The organism is Bradyrhizobium sp. BR 1433 (assembly GCF_051547665.1).
Taxonomy (GTDB): Bacteria; Pseudomonadota; Alphaproteobacteria; order Rhizobiales; family Xanthobacteraceae; genus Bradyrhizobium; species Bradyrhizobium australafricanum.
Genome location: NZ_JBPUGG010000001.1, coordinates 1,043,609 through 1,063,891 on the forward strand (window position 1 = coordinate 1,043,609; position 20,283 = coordinate 1,063,891).

Consider the following 20,283-nt stretch of genomic DNA (forward strand, 5'->3'; position numbering starts at 1 on the left):
TACGCCCCGTCACACAGATTTCAAGATCGATGGTCGGCGCCGGAGGGCGCGAGCGGATGCAGCGCGAGGAGGTAGTCCCGGAGGCCAATCTCGGTTTCGACCAGCGCCGCGGAGAGCCGGATCGCCGTGCCGTACCGGGGGAGACGCTTGCCTGCCAACGCCGGCCCGGCTGTATTCGGATTACAGCCCGCGGCGGCGGCAAGATCCTCGACATTGAGGCCAATTCGCCGACGGCGCGCCTCGATTTGTTCCATCGTCAGCATTGCAGACCGAATCAATCTGAATTATTGTAGATTTAGATCTAACAATGCGCGTGTTGTAAAGGCAAAACCTGTTGCCAGCCGCGGCGATCAACGAAAGCTATAGCGTAGCCACACATAGTTTAGATCGTGGGCGGCGTTTGCGCGTGGTTGCCAATAGTGACGTTAAGGCGGAGATCCGCAGCACCCAGCGTGCATGGCTGCGACGCGTCCTCGAAAAGACCGGCAAGAGCGCGAGCGAGCTCGCCGTCAATTCTGGCATGGCCGACGTCACACTGACACGCTTCCTCAATCGCGAGGACTATGAAGGCACCCTCTCGGCCCTCAATATCGAGAAGATCAAGCGGTACAGCCAATGCCCCGGCCCGAACGACGAATGGCCGGAAGAGAAGAAGGGCGGCTTCGCCGAGGCAAGCAGCTTCAATCCGACCCCATCCACGGCATTTTCAGCGATGGTCGCCGCTGCCGTTGCAGGGCGCCCCAACGCGACACCCTGGCTGCTCGAGACGGACGCGCTCGAATCCCTTCACTTCCTGCGCGGCGACGTCCTGATCACTGACGCCTCGGCGCACGCGGTGGCCGGCGATCTCGTCGTGGCCCAGTCGATCAACCCGCGCACCGGCGATGTCGAGTCGATCTTCCGCATTCTTGAGCCGCCCTATCTGATCGGCGTCGGCAACGATCCGGTAACGCGCAAGCCGCTGCTGATCGACAATAGCAGCGTGATCGTTGTCGGCGTCGTCACCGAGAGCCTCCGCGCCCGCCAGCGCTGACGGCGGCGATAGCCCCCATTTCCGCACTTAGACGGCCGCCGCTTCGGCAACCGCACCGACGCGCGCCCGCGCATTCAATATTTACATTAGATCATTTTCTAATTTTTTGTAGATTGACCTCTGAATCTGTGATTGAGTGTTGTCCGGCATCAATCGCTCGGCTTCGTCATGGCACACATTTCCTCATTTCCTTTGATCGACGGCCCGCTGCTGCGCGCCCCTCCTCAGAAGCCGACGATCGCGTCGAGCACGCCGAGCACCGACCGCGAAGATCATGGCCACGAGCCAGGCCGCGGCCGCAACCGGGGGCGCCACCAGGCCGAACAGCATCAGGCAGGCGCAGCCAAGACTGAGCCAACGCAACAGACCGGCGCCAGTAAGCGCGATCGCGACCGGCACCAAGCCGAACAGCACAGCGATTGGAATGACTACGGTGCATGCCTTGCCCCCTTGCGCGAGAGACTATCACGGACAGGATCCGGCGCGCATCTCGCAGATGGCTGCCGAACTGATCCGCCTCGAGGCGACAGACAGCAAGGCGCTCGCGATCGTCGCGCTTCTCAACGGCTCGACCTTCACTCCCTTCCAGATCTCGATCATGGTCGACGGCGCGCTCGCCGAGGCGAACCGCCATGAGACCCGACCAGACAAGACGAGCTGGTCGCTCGTCGAGCTCGTGACCTTCGGACTCGATCGACACGCCGAGGCCGATCGCCTCGCCCATCGCTACATCGTCGTATCGCAGCTTTATGAGGGCAGCAGCCGCATCTCCTCTCGGATTGAGGAATACGCTTGCGTGGTCGGCATTCTGCGCGAAGCAGCGGTCAGAGGCCGCGCCGCGTTCGCCGTGCTCAGCCACTCGCGCGATGGCTGGGTCGTCTCCGAGTACGCGAACTGCACTGGCGACCGCGTCGCGGTGAACGCCGCGCTCCCGGCAATCCGGGCGCGCCTCGCTGCCGGAGGCGGCGCGAAATGACACTCAGACCATACGACAGAACCCGTCTCAAGCTGCTCGAATTCAGCCCCTTCGAGCGGCGCCCGCGCGGCGGCTGGCGGTTCGGCACCAAGACGATCAGCACCGCCATCGTCGACCGCCTGATCGCCAGCGGCCGCGCGGAAATAGTCGGAGAGAAGCTGCAACTGAGGAGCGCGAAGTGACGAAACGCACCAGAAGAACGCGCCCCTCGATCGAGCTGAAATACAAGAATTGCTGGCACGCGCCTGGCTACCGCGATCTGCGCATGGTGCTGGTCGATCCGAAAACTGGCGAGGAGTACGATTTCATCATCCCGTCCGCCGATCTGCAGCGCGTGATCTACGACTGCGCCGACGCAGCGAAGCAGATCGGGGCCCCACACCCACCGATCGACTGGGACGCATATCCCGCGCAGATTTTCTGGCCATCGATCACACCCTGGAAAGCCGGAGACCGCACGCCGGCAGCCGAGGCGCCAGCCATGGCAGTGATTGAGGATACCGTCACAGCCGCGCTCGCCGGTGATGATGCGCCCGTCGACGGTGCGGAGGACCTCCGCACATGACCGGGACCCCGCTCTTTCAGCGAACCATCGCCTTCGACTACGGCACCGCCGATCGCGGCGAGATCATGCGCGAGGTCTGGACGCCGACGCCGTGGATGATCGATGTCTGGGTCGGCCATTACCGCGAGGGCCGCGAGGACGAGATCCTGCGCTGGTGCTATCAGCAGTTCGGCCAGATGTCGTCGCCGATCCACGGCCTCGCCGGCAGCTGGCATCGCGGCAGCGCGACGATCGCCGGCTGGACCTGGTTCGGCTTCGCCGACGAGGCCACCCTGCAGCGCTTCCAGCAGCGCTGGCCGACGCCGGAAGGCATCGAGCAGCCCATGAGGGCCGCATGACAGCGCCGTCGGCCCTCTCCAAGCGCTGCCTCTCCAAGCGCGAGGCGGCCGATTACTGCGGTTGCGAGACCCTCGCAGCCTTCGACCAGTGGCGCGCCAAGGGGATTGTGCCGGGCCCATCCCGGGGACCACAAGATGGGACCGGAAGGCCCTGGACGCCGCCCTAGACCGCGCCAGCGGGATTGTGACAGTCTCGGCGGAAAGGGAGTTGTCACCGTTCGAACGCTGGAAAGCGGAAAATGCGCAAAGCGAGCAGGCCGTTTAAAGAACTGAAGCACCTCCAGCGCATCCCCAAGACGCTCGCCGACGGCACGCTGAAATACTACTACCGGCACCGCAAGGCCGGGGTCATGCTCGACCCCGACAACCTCGTCGAGAGCTACGCCGCCGCAGAGCGCAAGATGCGCGCGCCGAAGAGTGGCGACACCTTCAACCAGCTGATCCGCAATTTCGAGACCTCGGCCGACTTCGACGGCCTCAGCCAGGACACCCGGGACGCCTATACCGGCTGGAAGTTCAAGGCGCTCGAGAAGAAATACGGCACGCTGCCGATCGAGGTGTTCAACGATCACGACGACGCCGAACGCTTCGCGGCCGACGCGCTCGCCTGGCATCAGCAGCTCGGCAAGAAATCGCGCAGGTCCGCCGACAACCTGATGTCGGCGCTGTGCCGCGTGCTCTCCTGGAACAAGGAGAAGAAGAAGATCAAGCATCACCCGCTGCCGACCTTCACCCGGCTCTACAAGGGCGGCCAGCGCGAGGAGCTGACCTGGTCGGACGAGCTGCAGGACGATTTCCTGCAGAAGGCGCGCGCGACGATGGTGACCGCCATGATCATCGCCCGCAACACCGGCCAGCGCGCCAAGGACATCCGCGAGTACCCCTGGACGAAGTATGACGGCGAACGCGTCACGGTGCGCCAGAGCAAGGGAAAGAAGTGGATCACGATCCCCGCCACGGCGGAGCTGCGCGCGCATCTCGACGCGCTCGATCGCCGCGGCGACACCGTGCTGTGCACTGCGGGCGGCAAGATGTTCTCCAAGCGCTGGTTCAACGAATGCTTCCGCGAGGACGCCGACGCCGTCGAGGCCGAGATCGACGGCCGCAAGCTGAATTTCCACGACATGCGCGGAACGGTCGCGACCAATCTCGCCGCCGCCGGCTGCACCGCCTTCCAGATCGCGTCCGTCATCGGCTGGTCGCTCGACAAGTGCCAGAAGATCATCGACGCCTATATCGCGATGTCCGGCGAGATGGCGGATGCGGCGTTCGCCAAGCTCGAGGCCCACAAGGTCGAGCGCGCGCGGCTGGCAGCGCTGCGGACCAACGAGGCGGTCAAGACACTGGCGGCAAATTCCAACGAGCCAGGCGGGCCGCCGGCGCCGGCAAAGGCCGTTTTCAGCAAGTTGATGGTATGCCACGGGCGAGATTCGCGACCGCTCGAAAGAACGCATCGCGCACAAAAGTGTAAACTGAAGTGTAAACTGCAAACCGGGCGGCGCCGGTTCGAAACATCAGGCGATTGATATCGCTGAGGAAAGATGGTCGAGCGAGAGGATCTGAACCTCCGACCCTCAGTCTCCCAGACTAGTGCGCTAACCGGGCTGCGCCACGCTCCGATGCCGTTCCATTAGCTGCGATCCAGCGTTCGCGCAAGGCGAAGCAGGCTCCTGACGACTGCAATCCGGGCACCGGTTCCCTTGGCGGGCTTCCTTGCCTCAGCCGTCCTTCATCGCTGCGTCGATCATCTGCCGGCAGGCGACCAGCTCCTGCAGCACGCGTTCGAGCCGCTCCCGATCGACTGACGAAACGGAGGACAGAACCGGCGGCGCGGCGGGCGCCTTGCCCGGCTGGGCGTGCGCCTTATAGGTCGACAGGATCGGATCCTCGTCGGGATCGAGCGAATCGGTAGTCGATCCCCTTCTCGTCGCCGTCGCCCTCCTCGCCGTCGAAATCGAGGCCGTCGCTGCTCTCGAGGTCGTCGGGCTCGGCCATGCTGTTGCCGACGGCTTCCTCGACCGCGCCGAACGAGACCGCCGCGGTCTGGTCGGCGATGCCCTGCACCGATTTGATGCCGTGCTCCTTCAGGATCCGCTGCACACCGCGGATCGTGTAGCCCTCGCCGTACAGCAGCCGGCGGATGCCCTTGAGCAGGTCGACGTCGTCGGGGCGATAATAGCGGCGTCCGCCGCTGCGCTTCATCGGCTTGATCTGCGCGAAGCGCGTTTCCCAAAATCTCAGCACATGCTGGGGAATATCGAGTTCATCAGCGACCTCGCTGATGGTACGGAACGCATCCGGCGCCTTGTCCGAAATGCCGCTCCTTTGAGCTCAATGCCTGGAGCCTTTCCGTTCCGATTGAATCGGAACGGGGCTCCGGATTCTCAGGTTTGCCGCGCTTTCTTCACGCGAACCGGGTATCCACTTCGCTTGAAAACGCTCTAGTCGGCCTTGCTGCCGTCGCCATTGGTGACGACGTGGCCATTGATCCGCTGCTTCAGGATCGCCGACGGCTTGAACACCATCACCCGCCGCGGCGAAATCGGCACCTCGGTGCCGGTCTTCGGATTACGGCCGATACGCTGGCCCTTCTTGCGCACCATGAAGGAGCCGAATGAGGACAGCTTCACCGTCTCGCCCTTTTCCAGGCAATCGGTGATCTCCTTCAGCACCAACTCGACAAATGCCGACGATTCCGTGCGCGACAGACCCACCTTTTGGTAGACCGCCTCACACAAATCGACGCGCGTAACTGTTTTTCCGGTTCCCGTGGTCATCGCCTGCCCCGCACTCTCGGCGAACAATTTCTTGACTGAAATTAAAAGCTTAGCGCGCAATGGTCAACAGCGACCAGCACCCAGGCGCAGGAAAGATACCGGCAACCTGTCGATACTGTTTGGCGATACGCTACCAGCGCACGAGCGCCGAGCCCCAGGTGAAGCCGCCGCCCATTGCCTCGAACAGCACCAGATCGCCCTTCTTGACGCGCCCGTCCTTCACGGCGACCGACAGCGCGAGCGGGATCGAGGCCGCCGATGTGTTGCCGTGCTTGTCGACCGTCAGGACCACTTTCTGCGGCGCAATATGAAGCTTATGCGCCGACGCATCGATGATTCGCTTGTTGGCCTGGTGCGGGATGAACCAGGTGATGTCCTCGGCGGTAAAGCCGGTGGCGTTGAAGGCGTCGACGATCACGTCGGTGATCATGCCGACGGCGTGCTTGAACACCTCGCGGCCCTCCATCCGGAGGTATCCGACCGTCCTGGTCGAACCGGGCCCGCCATCGACGAACAGCTTCGCCTTGTGGCGGCCGTCGGAGCGCAGATGCGTCGTCAACACGCCGGGGTCGCTGGTGGTGCCGGGATGCTGCTGCGCCTCCAGCACGACCGCGCCGGCGCCGTCGCCGAACAGCACGCAGGTGCCGCGGTCGTTCCAGTCAAGGATGCGCGAGAAGGTTTCGGCACCGATCACCAGCGCCCGCTTGTGGGTGCCGGCGCGCAGGAAATTATCAGCGGTGGCCAGCGCGAAGACGAAGCCGGAGCAGACCGCCTGCAGGTCGAAGGCGACGCCATGGTTGATGCCGAGCGCGTGCTGGACGGCGACCGCGGTGGCGGGAAAGGTGTTGTCCGGCGTCGAGGTCGCGAGCACGATCAGGTCGATCGACTGCGCATCGACTTGCGCGTGGGCGAGCGCGGCCTGCGCCGCCTTGATCGCCAGATGCGAGGTGAATTCGTCGTCGGCCGCGATGTGGCGCTCGCTGATGCCGGTGCGCTGTACGATCCATTCGTCCGACGTGTCGATCCGGCTGGCCAGTTCGGCATTGGTCAAAACCCGCTCCGGCAAATAAGAGCCGCAGCCGAGCACTACCGAACGTATCGCAGTCACGAGACAGCCTCCTGCGCGGTCTGCGCCTGCACCAGCGCACTGCCGTCGCGATTAAGCATCTGATTGATCTTGGTGAGGAGATCGTAGTGGGCCATCTCATAGCCAACATCGACCGCGTAAGCAAAGCCTTCCGTGTTGACGCCGCCATGGCTCTTGACCACCACGCCCTTCAGGCCGAGCAGCAGGCCGCCATTCGACTTGTTGGGATCGAGCTTGTCGCGCAGCTTCCGGAATGCACCGCGGGCCAGCAGATAGCCGATGCGCGAGATCCAGCTCGAACCGATCGCCTCGCGCAACAGGTCGAACATCTGGCGGGCAGTGCCTTCGGCGGTCTTGAGCGCGATATTGCCGCTAAATCCTTCGGACACGATTACGTCGGCACGCCCCTTGCCGATGCCATCCCCTTCGACGAAGCCGATATAGTTGATGTCAGATAGGGCGCGCAGCATTTCGGCGGCCTCGCGGATCTCCTCATGGCCCTTGACCTCCTCCTCTCCGATGTTGAGGAGGCCGACGGTAGGGCGTTCGATGTTGAACAGCACGCTGGCCATCGCGCTCCCCATCACCGCCAGTGTCGCGAGATGATGGGCGTCGCCGCCGATCGTGGCACCAAGGTCGAGCACCACGGAGTCACCGCGCAGAGTTCGGCCAAACTCCGGCGAGCGCCGGGCGGTCGACGCCCGGCAGCGTCCGCAGATTGATGCTGCCCATCGCCATCAGCGCGCCGCTGTTGCCGGCGGAGACCGCGACATCGGCCTCGCCATGCTTCACGGCGTCGATCGCGAGCCACATCGATGACGCCCGCCGGGTCCGCCGCAACGCCTGGCTCGGCTTCTCATCGTTCTTCACGGCGACGTCGGTATGGATCACTTTCGATACCGCCTTCAGCGCCGGATGCTTGGCGAGCTCCGGCTCGATCCGGGCCCGGTCCCCGATCAACAGGAATTCGCTGTCGGGATGACGGCTCAGCGAGATCGCAGCGCCGGGAATGACGACGGCAGCGCCGACATCGCCCCCCATGGCGTCAAGCGCTATTCGAACCTTTTGAGGCATGAACGTCCCGGAAGCCTGCTTTCCCGCAGCCCTTCAGACGAGGACCGCGAGCTTGAAGTCACCGCCGTCAACGGCGCGCGGCGAAACACCAACTCGCGTCCCGGCCGGGCCGCGACAATAGCGTGTCCTCGGTCCGACACAACCTCTTGACCGCAAATGAGGCAGCTGCCGAACCGTCACGCAACACATCAGAGCATACCAGAAATACATTGTATTTCAATGTATTGTGACACGTATTTGAAGTAACAAGGAGCAGTGCTCGCGCAAGCTTGCAGGCAAGCCATCCCCGCAAATGTGGCGCCAAGCGCCCTCAACTTCCCTTGGGCTTCTTGCCGTCCGGCTTTTCCTTCAGCGCCTTCAGCGCCGCGAAAGGATGATTTTCCGGGTCAGGGGCTTCAGCCTTCTGTTCAAAGACCGCATCCATCTTGCGCGGATACGGGTCTATGCCGAGAAACAGCGCATCGGTGGCAAGCCGGCCGATGTCGATGAAGCCGCCGACGATCGGCTCCGGCGGGTCCGGCGTTTCCTCATCGCTGTCGTCGGCGTCGTCGACCAGGTCGGCCATTTGCGGGATCTGCTCGGGCGGCGCGAACACCACATCGATCGGCTCATCGATCTCGTTCTCGATCGGATCGAGCGTCACCACGCAGGTCTGCCCGACCCTGGCCTTAACTCTGCCGGTGACGTGGTAGCTGCCGTCGCGTTTGGGCTGCAGGTCGAACTCTGCACGCGCGGAGACGACCTCCCTCAACTCGGCAACTTCGGCCATCGCCTTGCGCGCCGTCTCGTCGGCTGCGATCTCGCGATGCAGGCCGGTCTCCGGGATCTGCGCGACATTGACGAGAACCCGCCAGGGGTCGCGGTCGCGCCGTGCATCGGGCTGCCCTGTGGTGCCGCCGCTCATGCCGCCGTCCCCGCAGCCTGTGGTACCGGAAAGCGCCACGCGCCCTTGGCCAACGCCGCGAGATCGGCGCGCGCCAGCTCTTCGATCGCCTCCCTGGCATAGGCGGCGAGCTCGCGGGCCTTGTCGATGTTCTGACCGTTGAGGATGTTCTTGCAGAACGACTCGGCCAAGGCCCCCTCGCTGTCGGTCAGCGCCAGATCATAGGCCGCGGTGCGGCCGTAGAAAGCTTCGCCGAACGCCTGCATGCGCTTCGGCACCGTGAGGTCGCCGACGCCCATTTCGCGCAGATTGTCGTCCATATCGATGCAGAAATGATCAAACAGGGCCTGGGACAGCGCGACGCCGCCCTCGACGGATTTCAGTCGCCGCAGCACCAGCCACAGATGCATGAGAAGCAGGTCAAAACGGCCGTTAACCGTGTCCGGAACGCCCAAGTCACGGTAAAACAACGGTTCTCGCGCCTGCGTCACGATCATGCCATAGATGGTCTCAATGGTGCTGCGCGCGGGCACCCGGGGTCTTCTGAAGTGATTGAACGGCCAAAGCATGACGGGTTCCGGCTGCCGGTCCCCAAAGGGTCGCCTGTTGAGAGGTCGCCCATTGGAGCTCGGCATGATTGCAATCCATTGAGCTGCCCGGTACGTCAATGCCTCGGCCGATGCAAGGGGACGGATCAGTTCCGCCGATGAACCACATTCTTTCACGACAGTCTCGCGCCGCTTCCGCGCGCGGGTTCTTTTCGCGTCTCCGCGCCGTCGCGGCGATTGGCCTCGTCTGCGCCGCACTCGGCGGCTGCGCCGGCGAACAATTCCAGAAGGGCTACATCCTGCCCGAAGGGGCGCTCGAGCAGATCCCGATCGGCGCGAGCCAGGACCAGGTGCTCATCGTGCTCGGCACGCCCTCGACGGTCGCAACGCTGGACGGCGAGGTGTTTTATTACATCTCGCAACGAACCTCCCGCCCGGTCGCCTTCATGAATCAGCGGGTGATCGACCAGCGCGTGATCGCGGTCTATTTCGACAAGAACCGGCAGGTGCGCCGATTGGCCAATTACGGCCTGAAGGACGGCAAGATCTTCGACTTCGTCAGCCGGTCCACGCCGACGTCGGGCCAGGAAATGTCCTACCTGACACCGCTCTTCAAGCTGCTGAGCTTCAACTAGAGCGAGGTGGACTCCGGTTCGCGTGAGACAACGCGTCAAACCGGAGTCCAGAGCATGAGCCGCTGCGCCAAGTTGTCGCTTGCCCGAGGGGCAAGCGGTCCCCAGTTTGCTCGCAAACAAGAGCCTGAGCAGGGGGTAAACGCATGACAGCCAAGAGATTTTCCCGTCGTACGGTATTGTCGGGCACAGCCGCGATGACGGCCGCGTCGATCCTGCCGCGCGCAAGCCTCGGCGCCGGTGACTGGCGGCCGACCGAGACCGTCCGCATCATCGTGCCGGCGGCGGCCGGCGGCTCGACCGACGTAATGGGGCGGCTGCTCGCGGCGCATTTGCAGCCGCTCTGGGGCCAGTCGGTGGTGGTGGAGAATCGCTCCGGTGCCGGCGGCACCATCGGCACATCCGAGGTCGCGCGCGCCAAGGGCGACGGCCACACCATCCTGATCGGCAATCCCGGCCCCAACGCGATCGCCTACAGCATCTTCCGCAACCTGACCTACAAGGCCGACCAGTTGCAGCCGGTCTCCAACATGATCCGGATTCCGAACATCGTGTCGGCGCATCCGTCGACCGGCCTCAAGTCGATCCCCGAATTGATCGCCTTTCTGAAGAAGAATCCGGACAAGCTCACCTACGGCTCGTCCGGTACCGGACAGAGCCCTCACCTCACCGGCGCCTGGTTCCTGCAACTCACCGGGCTGAAGATGACGCACGTGCCGTTCCGCGGCGCCGGTCCCGCATTGCAGGCCGGGCTCGCCGGCGACATCCAGATCCTGTTCGACAATCTCTATCCGTCGCTGCCGCAGGTGCAGGACGGCAAGCTCAACGGCCTCTGTGTCACCACGCCGGAGCGTAGCGATTCCGCACCGAACCTGCCGACGATGCGCGAGGGTGCGCCGGAACTGGCAAAGTTCGACGTCTCGTCCTGGTTCGGCGTGTTCCTGCCGAAGACCGCGCCTGCCCCGGTGCTCGACGAGTTGAACCGCCAGGTCAAGGCGATGCTGGAGCGCGACGACGTCAAGAAGAACATCGCCGGCATGGGCGCGCGCGCCGACTACGGCACGCCCCAGCAATTCTCCGATTTCGTCGATGCCGAGACGAAGAAGTTCGCGGCGATCATCGAGAAGGAAGGCTTGCAGATGGAGGTCAAGTGACGGCGTAGCCGTCATTCCGGGGCGATGCGAAGCATCGAACCCGGAATCTCGAGATTCCGGGTTCGCCTCTTCGAGGCGCCCCGGAATGACGCTGCAAACATGCGGCTAGACCTATCGGTGGATTACGCTTCGCTAATCCGCCCGACGCTCTGACGCTACGAAGATTTGTTGATCTTCTTGACCTTGGCGTCGGTCGCTTCAATCGACATCGCCAGTTCCATGATCGCCTTCGAGAGCAGCTCGATGGCCTCCTTCTGATCCTGCGATTTGGAGGCGCGGAGCGCGTAGTTCCGTGCGGATGAGAGCGACATCGATTGATCTCCGTGTTGTTCGCGTCTGGTTCAAAAATAAAACCCCGCGGCTTTCACCGCGGGGCTTCGTTTCAGTCGTGTCCGCCGCTCAGTGCGCCAGGATCGCCAGCAGCAGCAGCGCGACGATGTTGGTGATCTTGATCATCGGATTCACCGCCGGGCCCGCCGTGTCCTTGTAGGGATCGCCGACGGTATCGCCGGTCACTGCGGACTTGTGGGCGTCAGAGCCCTTGCCGCCGTAGTGGCCGTCCTCGATGTACTTCTTGGCGTTGTCCCATGCGCCGCCGCCCGAGGTCATCGAGATCGCGACAAACAGACCGGTGACGATGACGCCGAGCAACATGGCGCCGACCGCGGAGAAAGCGGCCGACTTACCGGCTGCGCCACCGCCCGCGATCGCGTAGATCAGGAAGTAGACCACGATCGGCGACAGAACCGGCAGCAGCGACGGGATGATCATCTCCTTGATCGCCGCCCGGGTCAGCAGGTCGACCGCCTTGCCGTAGTCCGGCTTGTCGGTACCCTGCATGATGCCGGGCTTCTCGCGGAACTGACGGCGCACTTCCTCGACGATCGCGCCGGCGGCGCGACCGACCGCGGTCATACCCATCGCACCGAACAGATACGGCAGCAGGCCGCCGAACAGCAGGCCGACCACGACGTAAGGATTGTTCAGGGAGAAGTCCGGGTTGACGCCCTTGAAGTAGGCATGGGCATTGGAGTCGCTGATGAAGAATTTGAGGTCCTGATTATAGGCCGCAAACAGCACCAGCGCACCGAGACCGGCGGAGCCGATCGCGTAGCCTTTGGTCACCGCCTTGGTGGTGTTGCCGACCGCGTCGAGCGCGTCGGTCGACTTGCGCACCTCCTTCGGCAGCCCCGCCATCTCGGCGATGCCGCCGGCGTTGTCGGTAACCGGGCCGAAGGCGTCGAGCGCGACGATCATGCCGGCCAGCGCCAGCATGGTGGCGGTCGCGATCGCGATGCCGAACAGGCCGGCAAGGCTGTAGGTGACGAGGATGCCGGCGATGATCACGATCGCGGGCAGCGCGGTCGCTTCCATCGAGACCGCCAGGCCCTGGATCACATTGGTGCCGTGACCGGTGACCGAGGCCGAGGCGATCGACTTCACCGGGCGATAGTCGGTGCCGGTGTAGTATTCGGTGATCCAGATGATCAGGCCGGTGACGACGAGACCGACCACGCCGCACCAAAACAGCGCCATGCCGGTATAGTCGACGCCGTCGAGCTTGCCGAAGCCGACCAGCCAATTGATCACGAGCGCGACGCCGACCAGCGACAGGATGCCGGTGGCGATCAGGCCCTTATAGAGGGCGCCCATGATGGACTGGCTGGCACCGAGCTTGACGAAGAAGGTGCCGATGATCGAGGTGATGATGCAGATGCCGCCGATCGCGAGCGGCAGCGTCATCATGTTCACCAGGATCGGCGTCTTGGCGAAGAAGATCGCCGCAAGCACCATGGTGGCGACCGCGGTCACCGCATAGGTCTCGAACAGGTCAGCCGCCATTCCGGCGCAGTCGCCGACATTGTCGCCGACGTTGTCGGCGATAGTGGCCGGGTTACGCGGATCGTCCTCCGGGATGCCGGCCTCGACCTTGCCGACGAGGTCGCCGCCGACGTCCGCACCCTCGGTGAAGATGCCGCCGCCGAGACGGGCGAAGATCGAGATCAGCGAGGCGCCGAAGCCGAGCGCCACCATGGCGTCGACCACGGTGCGGCTGCCCGCTTCCAGACCCATGAACTTGACCAGCACCATGAAGTAGATGGTGACGCCGAGCAGCGCGAGCCCCGCAACCAGCATGCCGGTGATCGCGCCCGCCTTGAAGGCGAGCTCGAGGCCGCCGGCGAGCGAGGTGGTTGCCGCCTGAGCGGTGCGGACGTTGGCGCGCACCGAGACGTTCATGCCGATGAAGCCGGCAGCCCCCGACAGGATGGCGCCGATCGCAAAGCCGATCGCCACCGGCAGGCCCAGGAAGTAGGCCAGCACCACGAAGATCACGATACCGACCATGCCGATCGTGGTGTACTGCCGCCGCAGATAGGCCTGTGCGCCCTCGCGTACCGCGGCCGCGATTTCCTGCATGCGCGGATTACCCGCATCCGCGTTCAAGACCGACTGCGTCGCCCAGATCGCGTAGACGATGGAAAGCGCCCCGCAGAGCACAATCAACCATAAAGCTGTCATGTTGCCTCAGATCCTTGATGTAACCCCCGCGCCTTCTTGTGCCGCTAGGGGGCGGCAGGCGCTTATTTTGCGAGGACAATCCTCCCCAAAAACGGATTGCCTCAAATCGGGCGCGACCTTGCCAAAATCGTTACCGCTGTGCAACGCCACCTGTGGCCGAAAACGCCGATATCGGCAGCTATTTAGAAGGAAAATCGGCGCGATCAGGCGCGGGAAGTCCAGAGCCGCTTCCGTTCCGACGCGTTTTCTTAACGCGAACCGGTGCCCACTTCGCTCGAAAACGCTCTAGAAATGGCTGTAGGACAGCCGCTTCAACTTCAGTTCCCGCCCCTGCCCGTCAAGGAAGCTTGGTGGCGACAAGCCTGCGATCAGGCCGCCGATTGCGGTGACCGCGACCTTGGCCTGCCGTGCGTCCCGCAGAAACGCGTCGACATGATCGCTCGGGACCGCGCACAACAGCTCGTAATCATCACCGCCGGCCACCAAGGTCTCGATATCGATCGCCTTGCGCGCGAGCAGCCCTGCGGCTGCAGCCGACAACGGGATACTCGGCACGTTGATCACGCCCGCCACACCACTGGCTGCGCACAGCTTGGTCAGATCGCCGGCTAGACCGTCGGACACATCCATCGCGGCGCTGGCGTGGGTGCGGACGGCCTTGGCCAACGCGTTGCGCGGCTGCGGAACGCGGTAACGGGCGGTAAGAAAATCCCGCCCGACGACATCGTCCGCCAGAGCCGCGGCGACCGGGCCACCCCGGAGCACATCGAGGCCGAGCGCGGCGTCTCCGATCGTGCCGGTGACGAACACACGGTCGCCCGCCTGTGCTCCCGCGCGATGCACCATCTTGCCCTGCGGCAGCCGACCGAACGCAGTGATCGAGATCATCAGCGGCCCCGGCGTCGAGACCGTGTCGCCGCCGAGCAGCGGGCAGCCGAAATGCGCGGCGTCCTCGCCGAGCGCCCGGGCAAACGGCTTCAGCCAGGCCTCCTCGGCGCCGCGCAGCGCCAGCGTCAGCACGAAGCCCGCCGGCACCGCGCCCTTGGCGGCGATGTCGGAGAGGTTCACCCGCAGCGCCTTGCGCGCCAGCGTGTCGGGCGGATCGTCGCGGAGGAAATGCACGCCCTCGACGATGGCGTCCGTGGTGACCACGATGTCCTCGCCGGCTGCCCTCAGCGCGGCGGCGTCGTCGTCGAGCCCGAACGCCCCCGGTTCGGTCGCGAGCGGCTTGAAATAACGCGCGATCAGGGAGTCTTCGCCGGATATCGGTTTGTCGCTCTGCGTCACGATAGCAGCCCCGTCATCCTGAGGTGCGAGCGGAGCGAGCCTCGAAGGATGCACGGCCCCGATGCGACCGTAGCGCCACGCCGTCGCCCTTCGAGGCCTCCGCTTCGCTACGGCACCTCAGGGTGACGGCTACGGAGGGGGGCGGCATCGCGGCACCTAGCTCCGCACAAACTCGTCGCCGCGGAACTGGCGCGCGATCTGGTCGAGCACGGCGTTGACCATGCCGGTCTCGTCCTTCTCGACGAAGGCGTGCGCGACGTCGACATATTCGGAGACCACCACGCGGCCCGGCACGTCCTTGCGGTGCTCGAGCTCATAGGACCCTGCCCGCAGCACCGCGCGCAGGATGGCGTCGATCCGCTTCAGCGGCCAGCCCTTCGACAGCGCCTCGTCGATCAAAGGATCGAGCCTGGCCTGGTCGCGCACCACGCCGGAGACGACGTCGCGGAAGAATGCGGCCTCCGCCGGCAAATATTTCTCGCCCTCGACCTCGTTGCCGAGCCAGTGGCTTTCGAACTCGGCGAAGATGTCGTTGATGCCGGCGCCGCCAATGTCCATCTGATAGAGCGCCTGCACCGCCGCGAGCCGTGCCGCGCCGCGGCGGTTGGCTTTTCTGTCGGGGGCTTTCGCGGGCTTCTTGTTGTCTGCCATGGTCAGGCCTTTGCCAGGCGGCGTTTGATCCGCAGCATCGCCAGCGCCGCACGCGCCGCGTCGCCGCCCTTGTTGAGTTCGCTGGCGCGCGCCCGCGCCCAGGCCTGCGCCTCGGTGTTGACGGTGAGGATGCCGTTGCCGAGCGGGAATTTCCGGCTGATGGCCAAATCCATCAATCCGCGCGAGGACTCCTGCGAGACGATCTCGAAATGGATGGTGTCGCCGCGCACCACGCAGCCGAGCGCGATCGCCGCGTCATACGGCTTGCCGTTCGCTTCAGCCGCATCGATCGCGATCGCAATCGCCGCCGGAATCTCCAGCGCGCCCGGCACCGTGATCACGTCGTGCGTCGCACCCGCGGCCTTGATCTCGGCCAACGCGCCTTCCAGCAGCGCGTCCTGGATGTCGTCATAGAACCGCGCCTCGACGATCAGCACGCGTGCGCCGGTAATGTCGGTCTGGTCCTTCAGGGGTGCGCGCCGCGCGTCAGCCATCTACGTATCCATTTCATATTGTTGACATTTACCGATAACGTTGGATGTCAACGTTTCGCGAGTTTGTAGTCGCCCCGACGACTGAAGCCAAGCACGAATGCCTCAGGCACTGTCATTCCGGGATGGTCCGAAGGACCAGACCGCAGGTGCACAATAGTGCACCGGGGAATCTCGAGATTCCGGGTTCGATGCTTCGCATCGCCCCGGAATGACTGCCGCTTGACGGCTATGCCGTCATTTCATCTCCGACAGCCGCGCCGCGTAGCGGGCCATCAGGTCGACCTCGATATTGACCTCGCTGCCGGCCTTCCAGGCGCTCAGGGTCGTCACGGAAAGCGTGTGCGGGATGATCAGCACCGAAAAGCTGACGTCGTCGACCGTGTTCACGGTCAGCGACACGCCGTCCAGCGTGACCGATCCCTTCGCCGCGATGAAACGCGCCAGCTCCCGAGTGGTTCGCAGCTCGAAGCGCGCCATGTCGGGCAGATCGTCGCGCTTGACGATGGTCGCGATGCCGTCGGCATGCCCGGCCACGATGTGACCGCCGAGTTCGTCGCCGATCTTGAGCGCGCGCTCGAGATTGAGCCGGCTGCCCTGTCCCCAATGCTTGGCGGTGGTCATGCCGAGCGTCTCGGCCGCGGCATCGACATCGAACCAGGTCTTGCCATCGGCGGTGCCGGAGGCGACGACGGTGAGGCAGACGCCATTGCAGGCGATCGAGGCGCCGTCGGCGATCGTGGTCTGGTCGTAGTCGCAGGCAATCCGCATCCGGTGCAGCTGCCCCTGCGCCACCTGCTTCAGGCTGGTGATCTCACCGATATCGGTGACAATTCCCGTGAACACAACAAACCTCTTACTCTTCGTCATGGCCGGGCTTGACCCGGCCATCCACGACTTACTTCACTGCTGGCGACCAAGACGTGGATGCCCGGGTCAAGCCCGGGCATGACGACCTAGGATCGATCGTAGATAGTCAAAACATCTTTGGCCAAGGCTTCGCTAGCACGAAGCCGGAAGGCGGGCGACTGCGTGATTGCGTCGAGCGGCATTGCGTCCAGCGCGGGAACGCCGTCGGCACCGATCGCATCAGGCCCGCGCAACAGCCAGATCTCGTCGACAAGGCCGGCTGCCACGAAAGAATTTGCCACGCGCGATCCGCCCTCGACCAGCAGGCGCGAGATCCCCTTCTCCGCCAGCGCATGCAGGACGGACGGCAGATCGAGCCCTTGGGACGCGCCGGCGGCGACGCGGATCACCTGCGCGCCGGCGGCACCTAGCTTCACCGCGGCAGGCGCCTCCGCCATATCCGAGCTCAGCACCCAGAGCGGCGTCTCGCGCGCCGAATGCACCAGGCGGCTGTCGCCAGAGATCCGCAGCGCGCGGTCCAGCACCAGGCGCACCGGCGAGCGCGCCGCCATGCCGGGCAGCCGGCAGGTCAAAAGCGGATCGTCGGCCTTGACCGTGCCGATGCCGACCAGGATCGCATCGCTCTGCGCGCGCAGCAGATGCACGCGGGTCCACGCGGCCTCTCCGGTGATCGTAACCGGCCTGTGGCCGCTGGCAGCGATCTTGTCGTCGGCAGACACCGCGAGCTTGAGGATCACATGCGGGCGCTTGTTGCGGATACGGCGGAAGTGCCCGGCATGGTCGCGCGCGGCCTCTTCCGCGCACAGCCCGACATCGACCGCGATGCCTGCGGCACGCAGCCTGGCGTGCCCCTGCCCCGCGACTTCCGGATTGCGATCCTCGATCGCCGAGACGACGCGGGCGAGCCCGGCCGCCACCACGGCGTCCGCACAAGGCGGCGAGCGGCCGAAATGCGAGCAGGGTTCGAGCGTCACGTAGAGCGTGGCGCCGCGCGCGGCATCGCCGGCGCGCCTGAGTGCCTCGACCTCGGCATGCGGCCGGCCGCCTGCTTGCGTCCAGCCGCGGCCGACGATCACGCCGTCCTTGATGATGACGGCGCCGACCGCCGGATTGGGCCAGGTGCGCCCGAGCCCGCGCCGGCCAAGCGCCAGCGCCAGCTGCATGAAGCGCAGATCGGCCGCCTTTGCCGCTTCCTTGGCCTCTTTGGCCTTCTGCGCGAACTGGTCTTCCAGAATGCGGAAGATCATTTGCGTAGCGTCGCGAGCCGCGGGTCCTCTTCGCCGGTCAATTCGTCGAGCACGGCCTCGAAGTCCTTGGCCTCGCGGAAATTGCGGTAGACCGACGCGAAGCGCACATAGGCGACGTCGTCGAGCTGGCGCAGATGCTCCATCACGATCTCGCCGATCGCCTCCGAGGAGACCTCGGCCTCGCCGCCGCTTTCGAGCTCGCGCACGATGGTGGACACCATCTTCTCCACCCGCTCGGATTCCACCGGGCGCTTGCGCAAGGAGATCTGCAGCGAGCGCACCAGCTTGTCGCGGTCGAACGGCACGCGGCGGCCGTTGCGCTTGATCACGGTCAGCTCGCGCAGCTGCACCCGCTCGAAGGTCGTGAAACGGAAGTTGCAGGCCATGCAGACGCGACGCCTGCGAATGACCGCGGAGTCCTCGGTCGGACGCAAGTCCTTGACCTGCGTGTCGAGAGAATTGCAACTCGGGCAGCGCATCCGACGGGACCTCTAGCAGCGACCTTTTACTGATAGATCGGGAAGCGATCGGTCAGCGCCTTGACACGCTCCTTGATCGCGGCCTCGACCAGCGGCGCCTTGCCGTCCGGCGACTGCGCCAGCGCGTTCAACACTTCGGCGATCATGCCGCCGACCTGCTTGAACTCGGCGACGCCGAAGCCGCGCGTGGTCGCCGCCGGCGTGCCGAGACGCAGGCCGGACGTGACGAACGGCTTTTCGGGATCGAACGGGATGCCGTTCTTGTTGCAGGTGATGGCGGCGCGCACCAGCGCCTTCTCCGAGATGTTGCCCTTCAGGCCCTTCGGCCTGAGGTCGACAAGCATCAGATGGTTGTCGGTGCCGCCCGAGACGATGTCGAGGCCGTGGCCGCGCAGCGTCTCCGCCAGCGCCTTGGCGTTCTCGACCACGTTCTTGGCGTAGACCTTGAAGTCCGGCCGCAGCGCTTCGGCGAACGCCACCGCCTTGGCAGCGATGACGTGCATCAGCGGGCCGCCCTGCAGGCCCGGGAAGATCGCCGAGTTCAGCTTCTTGGCCAGCGTCTCGTCATTGGTGAGGATCAGGCCGCCGCGCGGGCCGCGCAGCGACTTGTGCGTCGTCGTGGTGGTGACGTGGGCGTGCGGCACCGGCGAGGCATGCACGCCGCCGGCCACGAGGCCCGCGAAATGCGCCATGTCGACCAGCAGATACGCGCCGACGGAATCCGCGATCTCGCGGAAGCGCTTGAAGTCCCAGGCGCGCGAATAGGCCGAGCCGCCGGCGATGATCAGCTTCGGCTTGACCTGCTCGGCCTGCTTCTGCACCGCATCCATGTCGATGATCTGGTCCTCGCGGCGCACGGTATAGTGCGCGGCCTTGAACCACTTGCCGGACATGTTGACCGGCGAACCATGGGTGAGGTGGCCGCCGGCCGCGAGGTCGAGGCCCATGAAGGTGTCGCCGGGTTGCAGCAGCGCCAGAAACGCCGCCTGGTTCATCTGGCTGCCGGAGTTCGGCTGGACGTTGGCGAAGCCGGCGCCGAACAGCTTCTTGGCGCGCTCGATCGCCAGCGTCTCGGCGACGTCGACCCACTCGCAACCGCCGTAGTAGCGCGCGCCCGGATAACCCTCCGCGTATTTGTTGGTCATCACCGAGCCCTGCGCCTCCAGCACGGCGCGGCTGACGATGCTTTCCGAGGCGATCAGCTCGATCTCATGACGCTGCCGGCCGAGCTCGCCCTTGATCGCGGCAGCGATCTCGGGATCGGCCTGGGCGAGGGTCGCGGTGAAGAAGGAATCGGGCGCGGAAGCGGTCTTGCTGGATGAGGTCATCGGCGAAATATCTCCACCGCCGCAAGCCTTAGGCAGGATGCGGACGGTCACGAGTGGCGGTCGAAGCTGGTTTCAGAGCGTTATCACATCGCCCCAAAATGGCCAAGCGGTTGCGGTCCCTGCCGGTCAATTATGCCAGATATGGTGGGGATGGCGGGGATTGCCAGCCGGCGGGACGGCCGCCCCCGCCGCCCGGTTCCCGCCGCGCGGCCAGCACGGCCGTGGCAGCCGCCAATGGAACGTGACGCCCTTCCCGATCGCGCGAGGCTGCGGACAAGACAACGATCGCCTCGAGGTTTCAAAGCGCTACTGCGCAACCACCCGACATCGGATTCGCTTGATC

General features: G+C 64.8%; 22 protein-coding genes, 1 tRNA gene and 2 pseudogenes. 8 read left to right on the forward strand and 17 right to left on the reverse strand.

Features of this window, described 5'->3' with window-relative positions; translation table 11 throughout:
- Positions 1-20: 20 nt before the first annotated feature.
- A complete protein-coding gene (locus tag ACSKB9_RS05285) occupies positions 21-263 on the reverse strand; it encodes a hypothetical protein (protein WP_438071906.1) in 243 nt (80 codons plus the stop codon).
- A 71-nt stretch (positions 264-334) separates the two neighbouring features.
- Between ACSKB9_RS05285 and ACSKB9_RS05290 the strand changes: the two genes are divergently transcribed.
- The 6 genes from ACSKB9_RS05290 to ACSKB9_RS05315 all read left to right on the forward strand — a co-directional run bounded on the left by ACSKB9_RS05290 (position 335) and on the right by ACSKB9_RS05315 (position 4,438).
- A complete protein-coding gene (locus tag ACSKB9_RS05290) occupies positions 335-1,033 on the forward strand; it encodes a hypothetical protein (protein ID WP_438071907.1) in 699 nt (232 codons plus the stop codon).
- Between the two features lie 496 nt (positions 1,034-1,529).
- Positions 1,530-2,009, forward strand: a complete 480-nt coding sequence (locus ACSKB9_RS05295; RefSeq protein ID WP_438071908.1) for a hypothetical protein — start codon at positions 1,530-1,532, stop codon at positions 2,007-2,009.
- Positions 2,006-2,191 carry a hypothetical protein gene (locus ACSKB9_RS05300; RefSeq protein ID WP_438071909.1) on the forward strand — a complete coding sequence of 62 codons (186 nt, stop codon included), beginning with the start codon at positions 2,006-2,008 and terminating at the stop codon, positions 2,189-2,191. Before ACSKB9_RS05295 ends, ACSKB9_RS05300 begins: the two co-directional genes overlap by 4 nt.
- On the forward strand, positions 2,188-2,574 hold the full coding sequence (locus tag ACSKB9_RS05305; protein ID WP_438071910.1) for a hypothetical protein: 387 nt from the start codon (positions 2,188-2,190) through the stop codon (positions 2,572-2,574). The genes ACSKB9_RS05300 and ACSKB9_RS05305 overlap by 4 nt, the downstream gene beginning before the upstream one ends.
- Positions 2,571-2,912 (forward strand): hypothetical protein, encoded by a 342-nt coding sequence (locus ACSKB9_RS05310; RefSeq protein WP_438071911.1) that lies wholly within the window; start codon positions 2,571-2,573, stop codon positions 2,910-2,912. The genes ACSKB9_RS05305 and ACSKB9_RS05310 overlap by 4 nt, the downstream gene beginning before the upstream one ends.
- A 239-nt stretch (positions 2,913-3,151) precedes the next feature.
- Positions 3,152-4,438, forward strand: a complete 1,287-nt coding sequence (locus tag ACSKB9_RS05315) for a tyrosine-type recombinase/integrase (RefSeq protein WP_438071912.1) — start codon at positions 3,152-3,154, stop codon at positions 4,436-4,438.
- 16 nt (positions 4,439-4,454) lie between these two features.
- On the opposite strand, the gene ACSKB9_RS05320 is transcribed toward ACSKB9_RS05315, so the two are convergent.
- From ACSKB9_RS05320 to ACSKB9_RS05350, 7 genes and pseudogenes are all read right to left on the reverse strand, one after another.
- A tRNA-Pro gene (locus tag ACSKB9_RS05320) sits at positions 4,455-4,531 on the reverse strand.
- A 99-nt stretch (positions 4,532-4,630) separates the two neighbouring features.
- Positions 4,631-5,228, reverse strand: a pseudogene (locus ACSKB9_RS05325) (MerR family transcriptional regulator).
- A 125-nt stretch (positions 5,229-5,353) separates the two neighbouring features.
- Entirely contained in the window at positions 5,354-5,689 is a 336-nt protein-coding gene (locus tag ACSKB9_RS05330; protein ID WP_035631661.1) for an integration host factor subunit alpha, read from the reverse strand.
- 130 nt (positions 5,690-5,819) lie between these two features.
- Positions 5,820-6,797 carry a beta-ketoacyl-ACP synthase III gene (locus tag ACSKB9_RS05335; protein ID WP_438071913.1) on the reverse strand — a complete coding sequence of 326 codons (978 nt, stop codon included), beginning with the start codon at positions 6,795-6,797 and terminating at the stop codon, positions 5,820-5,822.
- Positions 6,794-7,850 (reverse strand): annotated as a pseudogene (gene plsX, locus ACSKB9_RS05340) (phosphate acyltransferase PlsX). Before plsX ends, ACSKB9_RS05335 begins: the two are co-directional and overlap by 4 nt.
- Before the next feature lie 310 nt (positions 7,851-8,160).
- Positions 8,161-8,754, reverse strand: a complete 594-nt coding sequence (locus tag ACSKB9_RS05345; protein WP_438071914.1) for a YceD family protein — start codon at positions 8,752-8,754, stop codon at positions 8,161-8,163.
- Entirely contained in the window at positions 8,751-9,302 is a 552-nt protein-coding gene (locus ACSKB9_RS05350) for a ubiquinol-cytochrome C chaperone family protein (RefSeq protein ID WP_438071915.1), read from the reverse strand. Before ACSKB9_RS05350 ends, ACSKB9_RS05345 begins: the two co-directional genes overlap by 4 nt.
- A gap of 137 nt (positions 9,303-9,439) precedes the next feature.
- Here ACSKB9_RS05350 and ACSKB9_RS05355 point away from each other — a divergent pair, with 137 nt between their 5' ends.
- Positions 9,440-9,916 carry an outer membrane protein assembly factor BamE gene (locus tag ACSKB9_RS05355; RefSeq protein ID WP_076834359.1) on the forward strand — a complete coding sequence of 159 codons (477 nt, stop codon included), beginning with the start codon at positions 9,440-9,442 and terminating at the stop codon, positions 9,914-9,916.
- A gap of 143 nt (positions 9,917-10,059) precedes the next feature.
- Entirely contained in the window at positions 10,060-11,067 is a 1,008-nt protein-coding gene (locus tag ACSKB9_RS05360; RefSeq protein WP_438071916.1) for a Bug family tripartite tricarboxylate transporter substrate binding protein, read from the forward strand.
- A gap of 155 nt (positions 11,068-11,222) precedes the next feature.
- Here ACSKB9_RS05360 and ACSKB9_RS05365 read toward each other — a convergent pair whose 3' ends face one another.
- The 9 genes from ACSKB9_RS05365 to glyA all read right to left on the reverse strand — a co-directional run bounded on the left by ACSKB9_RS05365 (position 11,223) and on the right by glyA (position 19,940).
- Positions 11,223-11,378, reverse strand: coding sequence for a hypothetical protein (locus ACSKB9_RS05365; protein ID WP_167350400.1), 156 nt, complete (start codon positions 11,376-11,378; stop codon positions 11,223-11,225).
- A gap of 88 nt (positions 11,379-11,466) precedes the next feature.
- Positions 11,467-13,587, reverse strand: a complete 2,121-nt coding sequence (locus ACSKB9_RS05370) for a sodium-translocating pyrophosphatase (protein WP_438071917.1) — start codon at positions 13,585-13,587, stop codon at positions 11,467-11,469.
- Between the two features lie 285 nt (positions 13,588-13,872).
- Positions 13,873-14,874, reverse strand: coding sequence for a thiamine-phosphate kinase (gene thiL, locus ACSKB9_RS05375; RefSeq protein WP_438071918.1), 1,002 nt, complete (start codon positions 14,872-14,874; stop codon positions 13,873-13,875).
- A gap of 156 nt (positions 14,875-15,030) precedes the next feature.
- Positions 15,031-15,525 (reverse strand): transcription antitermination factor NusB, encoded by a 495-nt coding sequence (nusB, locus tag ACSKB9_RS05380; protein WP_016844994.1) that lies wholly within the window; start codon positions 15,523-15,525, stop codon positions 15,031-15,033.
- 2 nt (positions 15,526-15,527) lie between these two features.
- Positions 15,528-16,019 (reverse strand): 6,7-dimethyl-8-ribityllumazine synthase, encoded by a 492-nt coding sequence (ribH, locus tag ACSKB9_RS05385; protein WP_076834363.1) that lies wholly within the window; start codon positions 16,017-16,019, stop codon positions 15,528-15,530.
- 234 nt (positions 16,020-16,253) lie between these two features.
- Positions 16,254-16,862 (reverse strand): riboflavin synthase, encoded by a 609-nt coding sequence (locus tag ACSKB9_RS05390; protein WP_438080071.1) that lies wholly within the window; start codon positions 16,860-16,862, stop codon positions 16,254-16,256.
- 110 nt (positions 16,863-16,972) lie between these two features.
- The gene (gene ribD, locus ACSKB9_RS05395) at positions 16,973-18,133 is read right to left on the reverse strand and encodes a bifunctional diaminohydroxyphosphoribosylaminopyrimidine deaminase/5-amino-6-(5-phosphoribosylamino)uracil reductase RibD (RefSeq protein ID WP_438071919.1); all 1,161 of its coding nucleotides are present in this window, start codon (positions 18,131-18,133) and stop codon (positions 16,973-16,975) included.
- Positions 18,130-18,612 (reverse strand): transcriptional regulator NrdR, encoded by a 483-nt coding sequence (gene nrdR, locus ACSKB9_RS05400; RefSeq protein ID WP_438071920.1) that lies wholly within the window; start codon positions 18,610-18,612, stop codon positions 18,130-18,132. The genes ribD and nrdR overlap by 4 nt, the downstream gene beginning before the upstream one ends.
- Before the next feature lie 26 nt (positions 18,613-18,638).
- Positions 18,639-19,940, reverse strand: coding sequence for a serine hydroxymethyltransferase (gene glyA, locus ACSKB9_RS05405; RefSeq protein ID WP_438071921.1), 1,302 nt, complete (start codon positions 19,938-19,940; stop codon positions 18,639-18,641).
- Positions 19,941-20,283 lie beyond the last annotated feature (343 nt).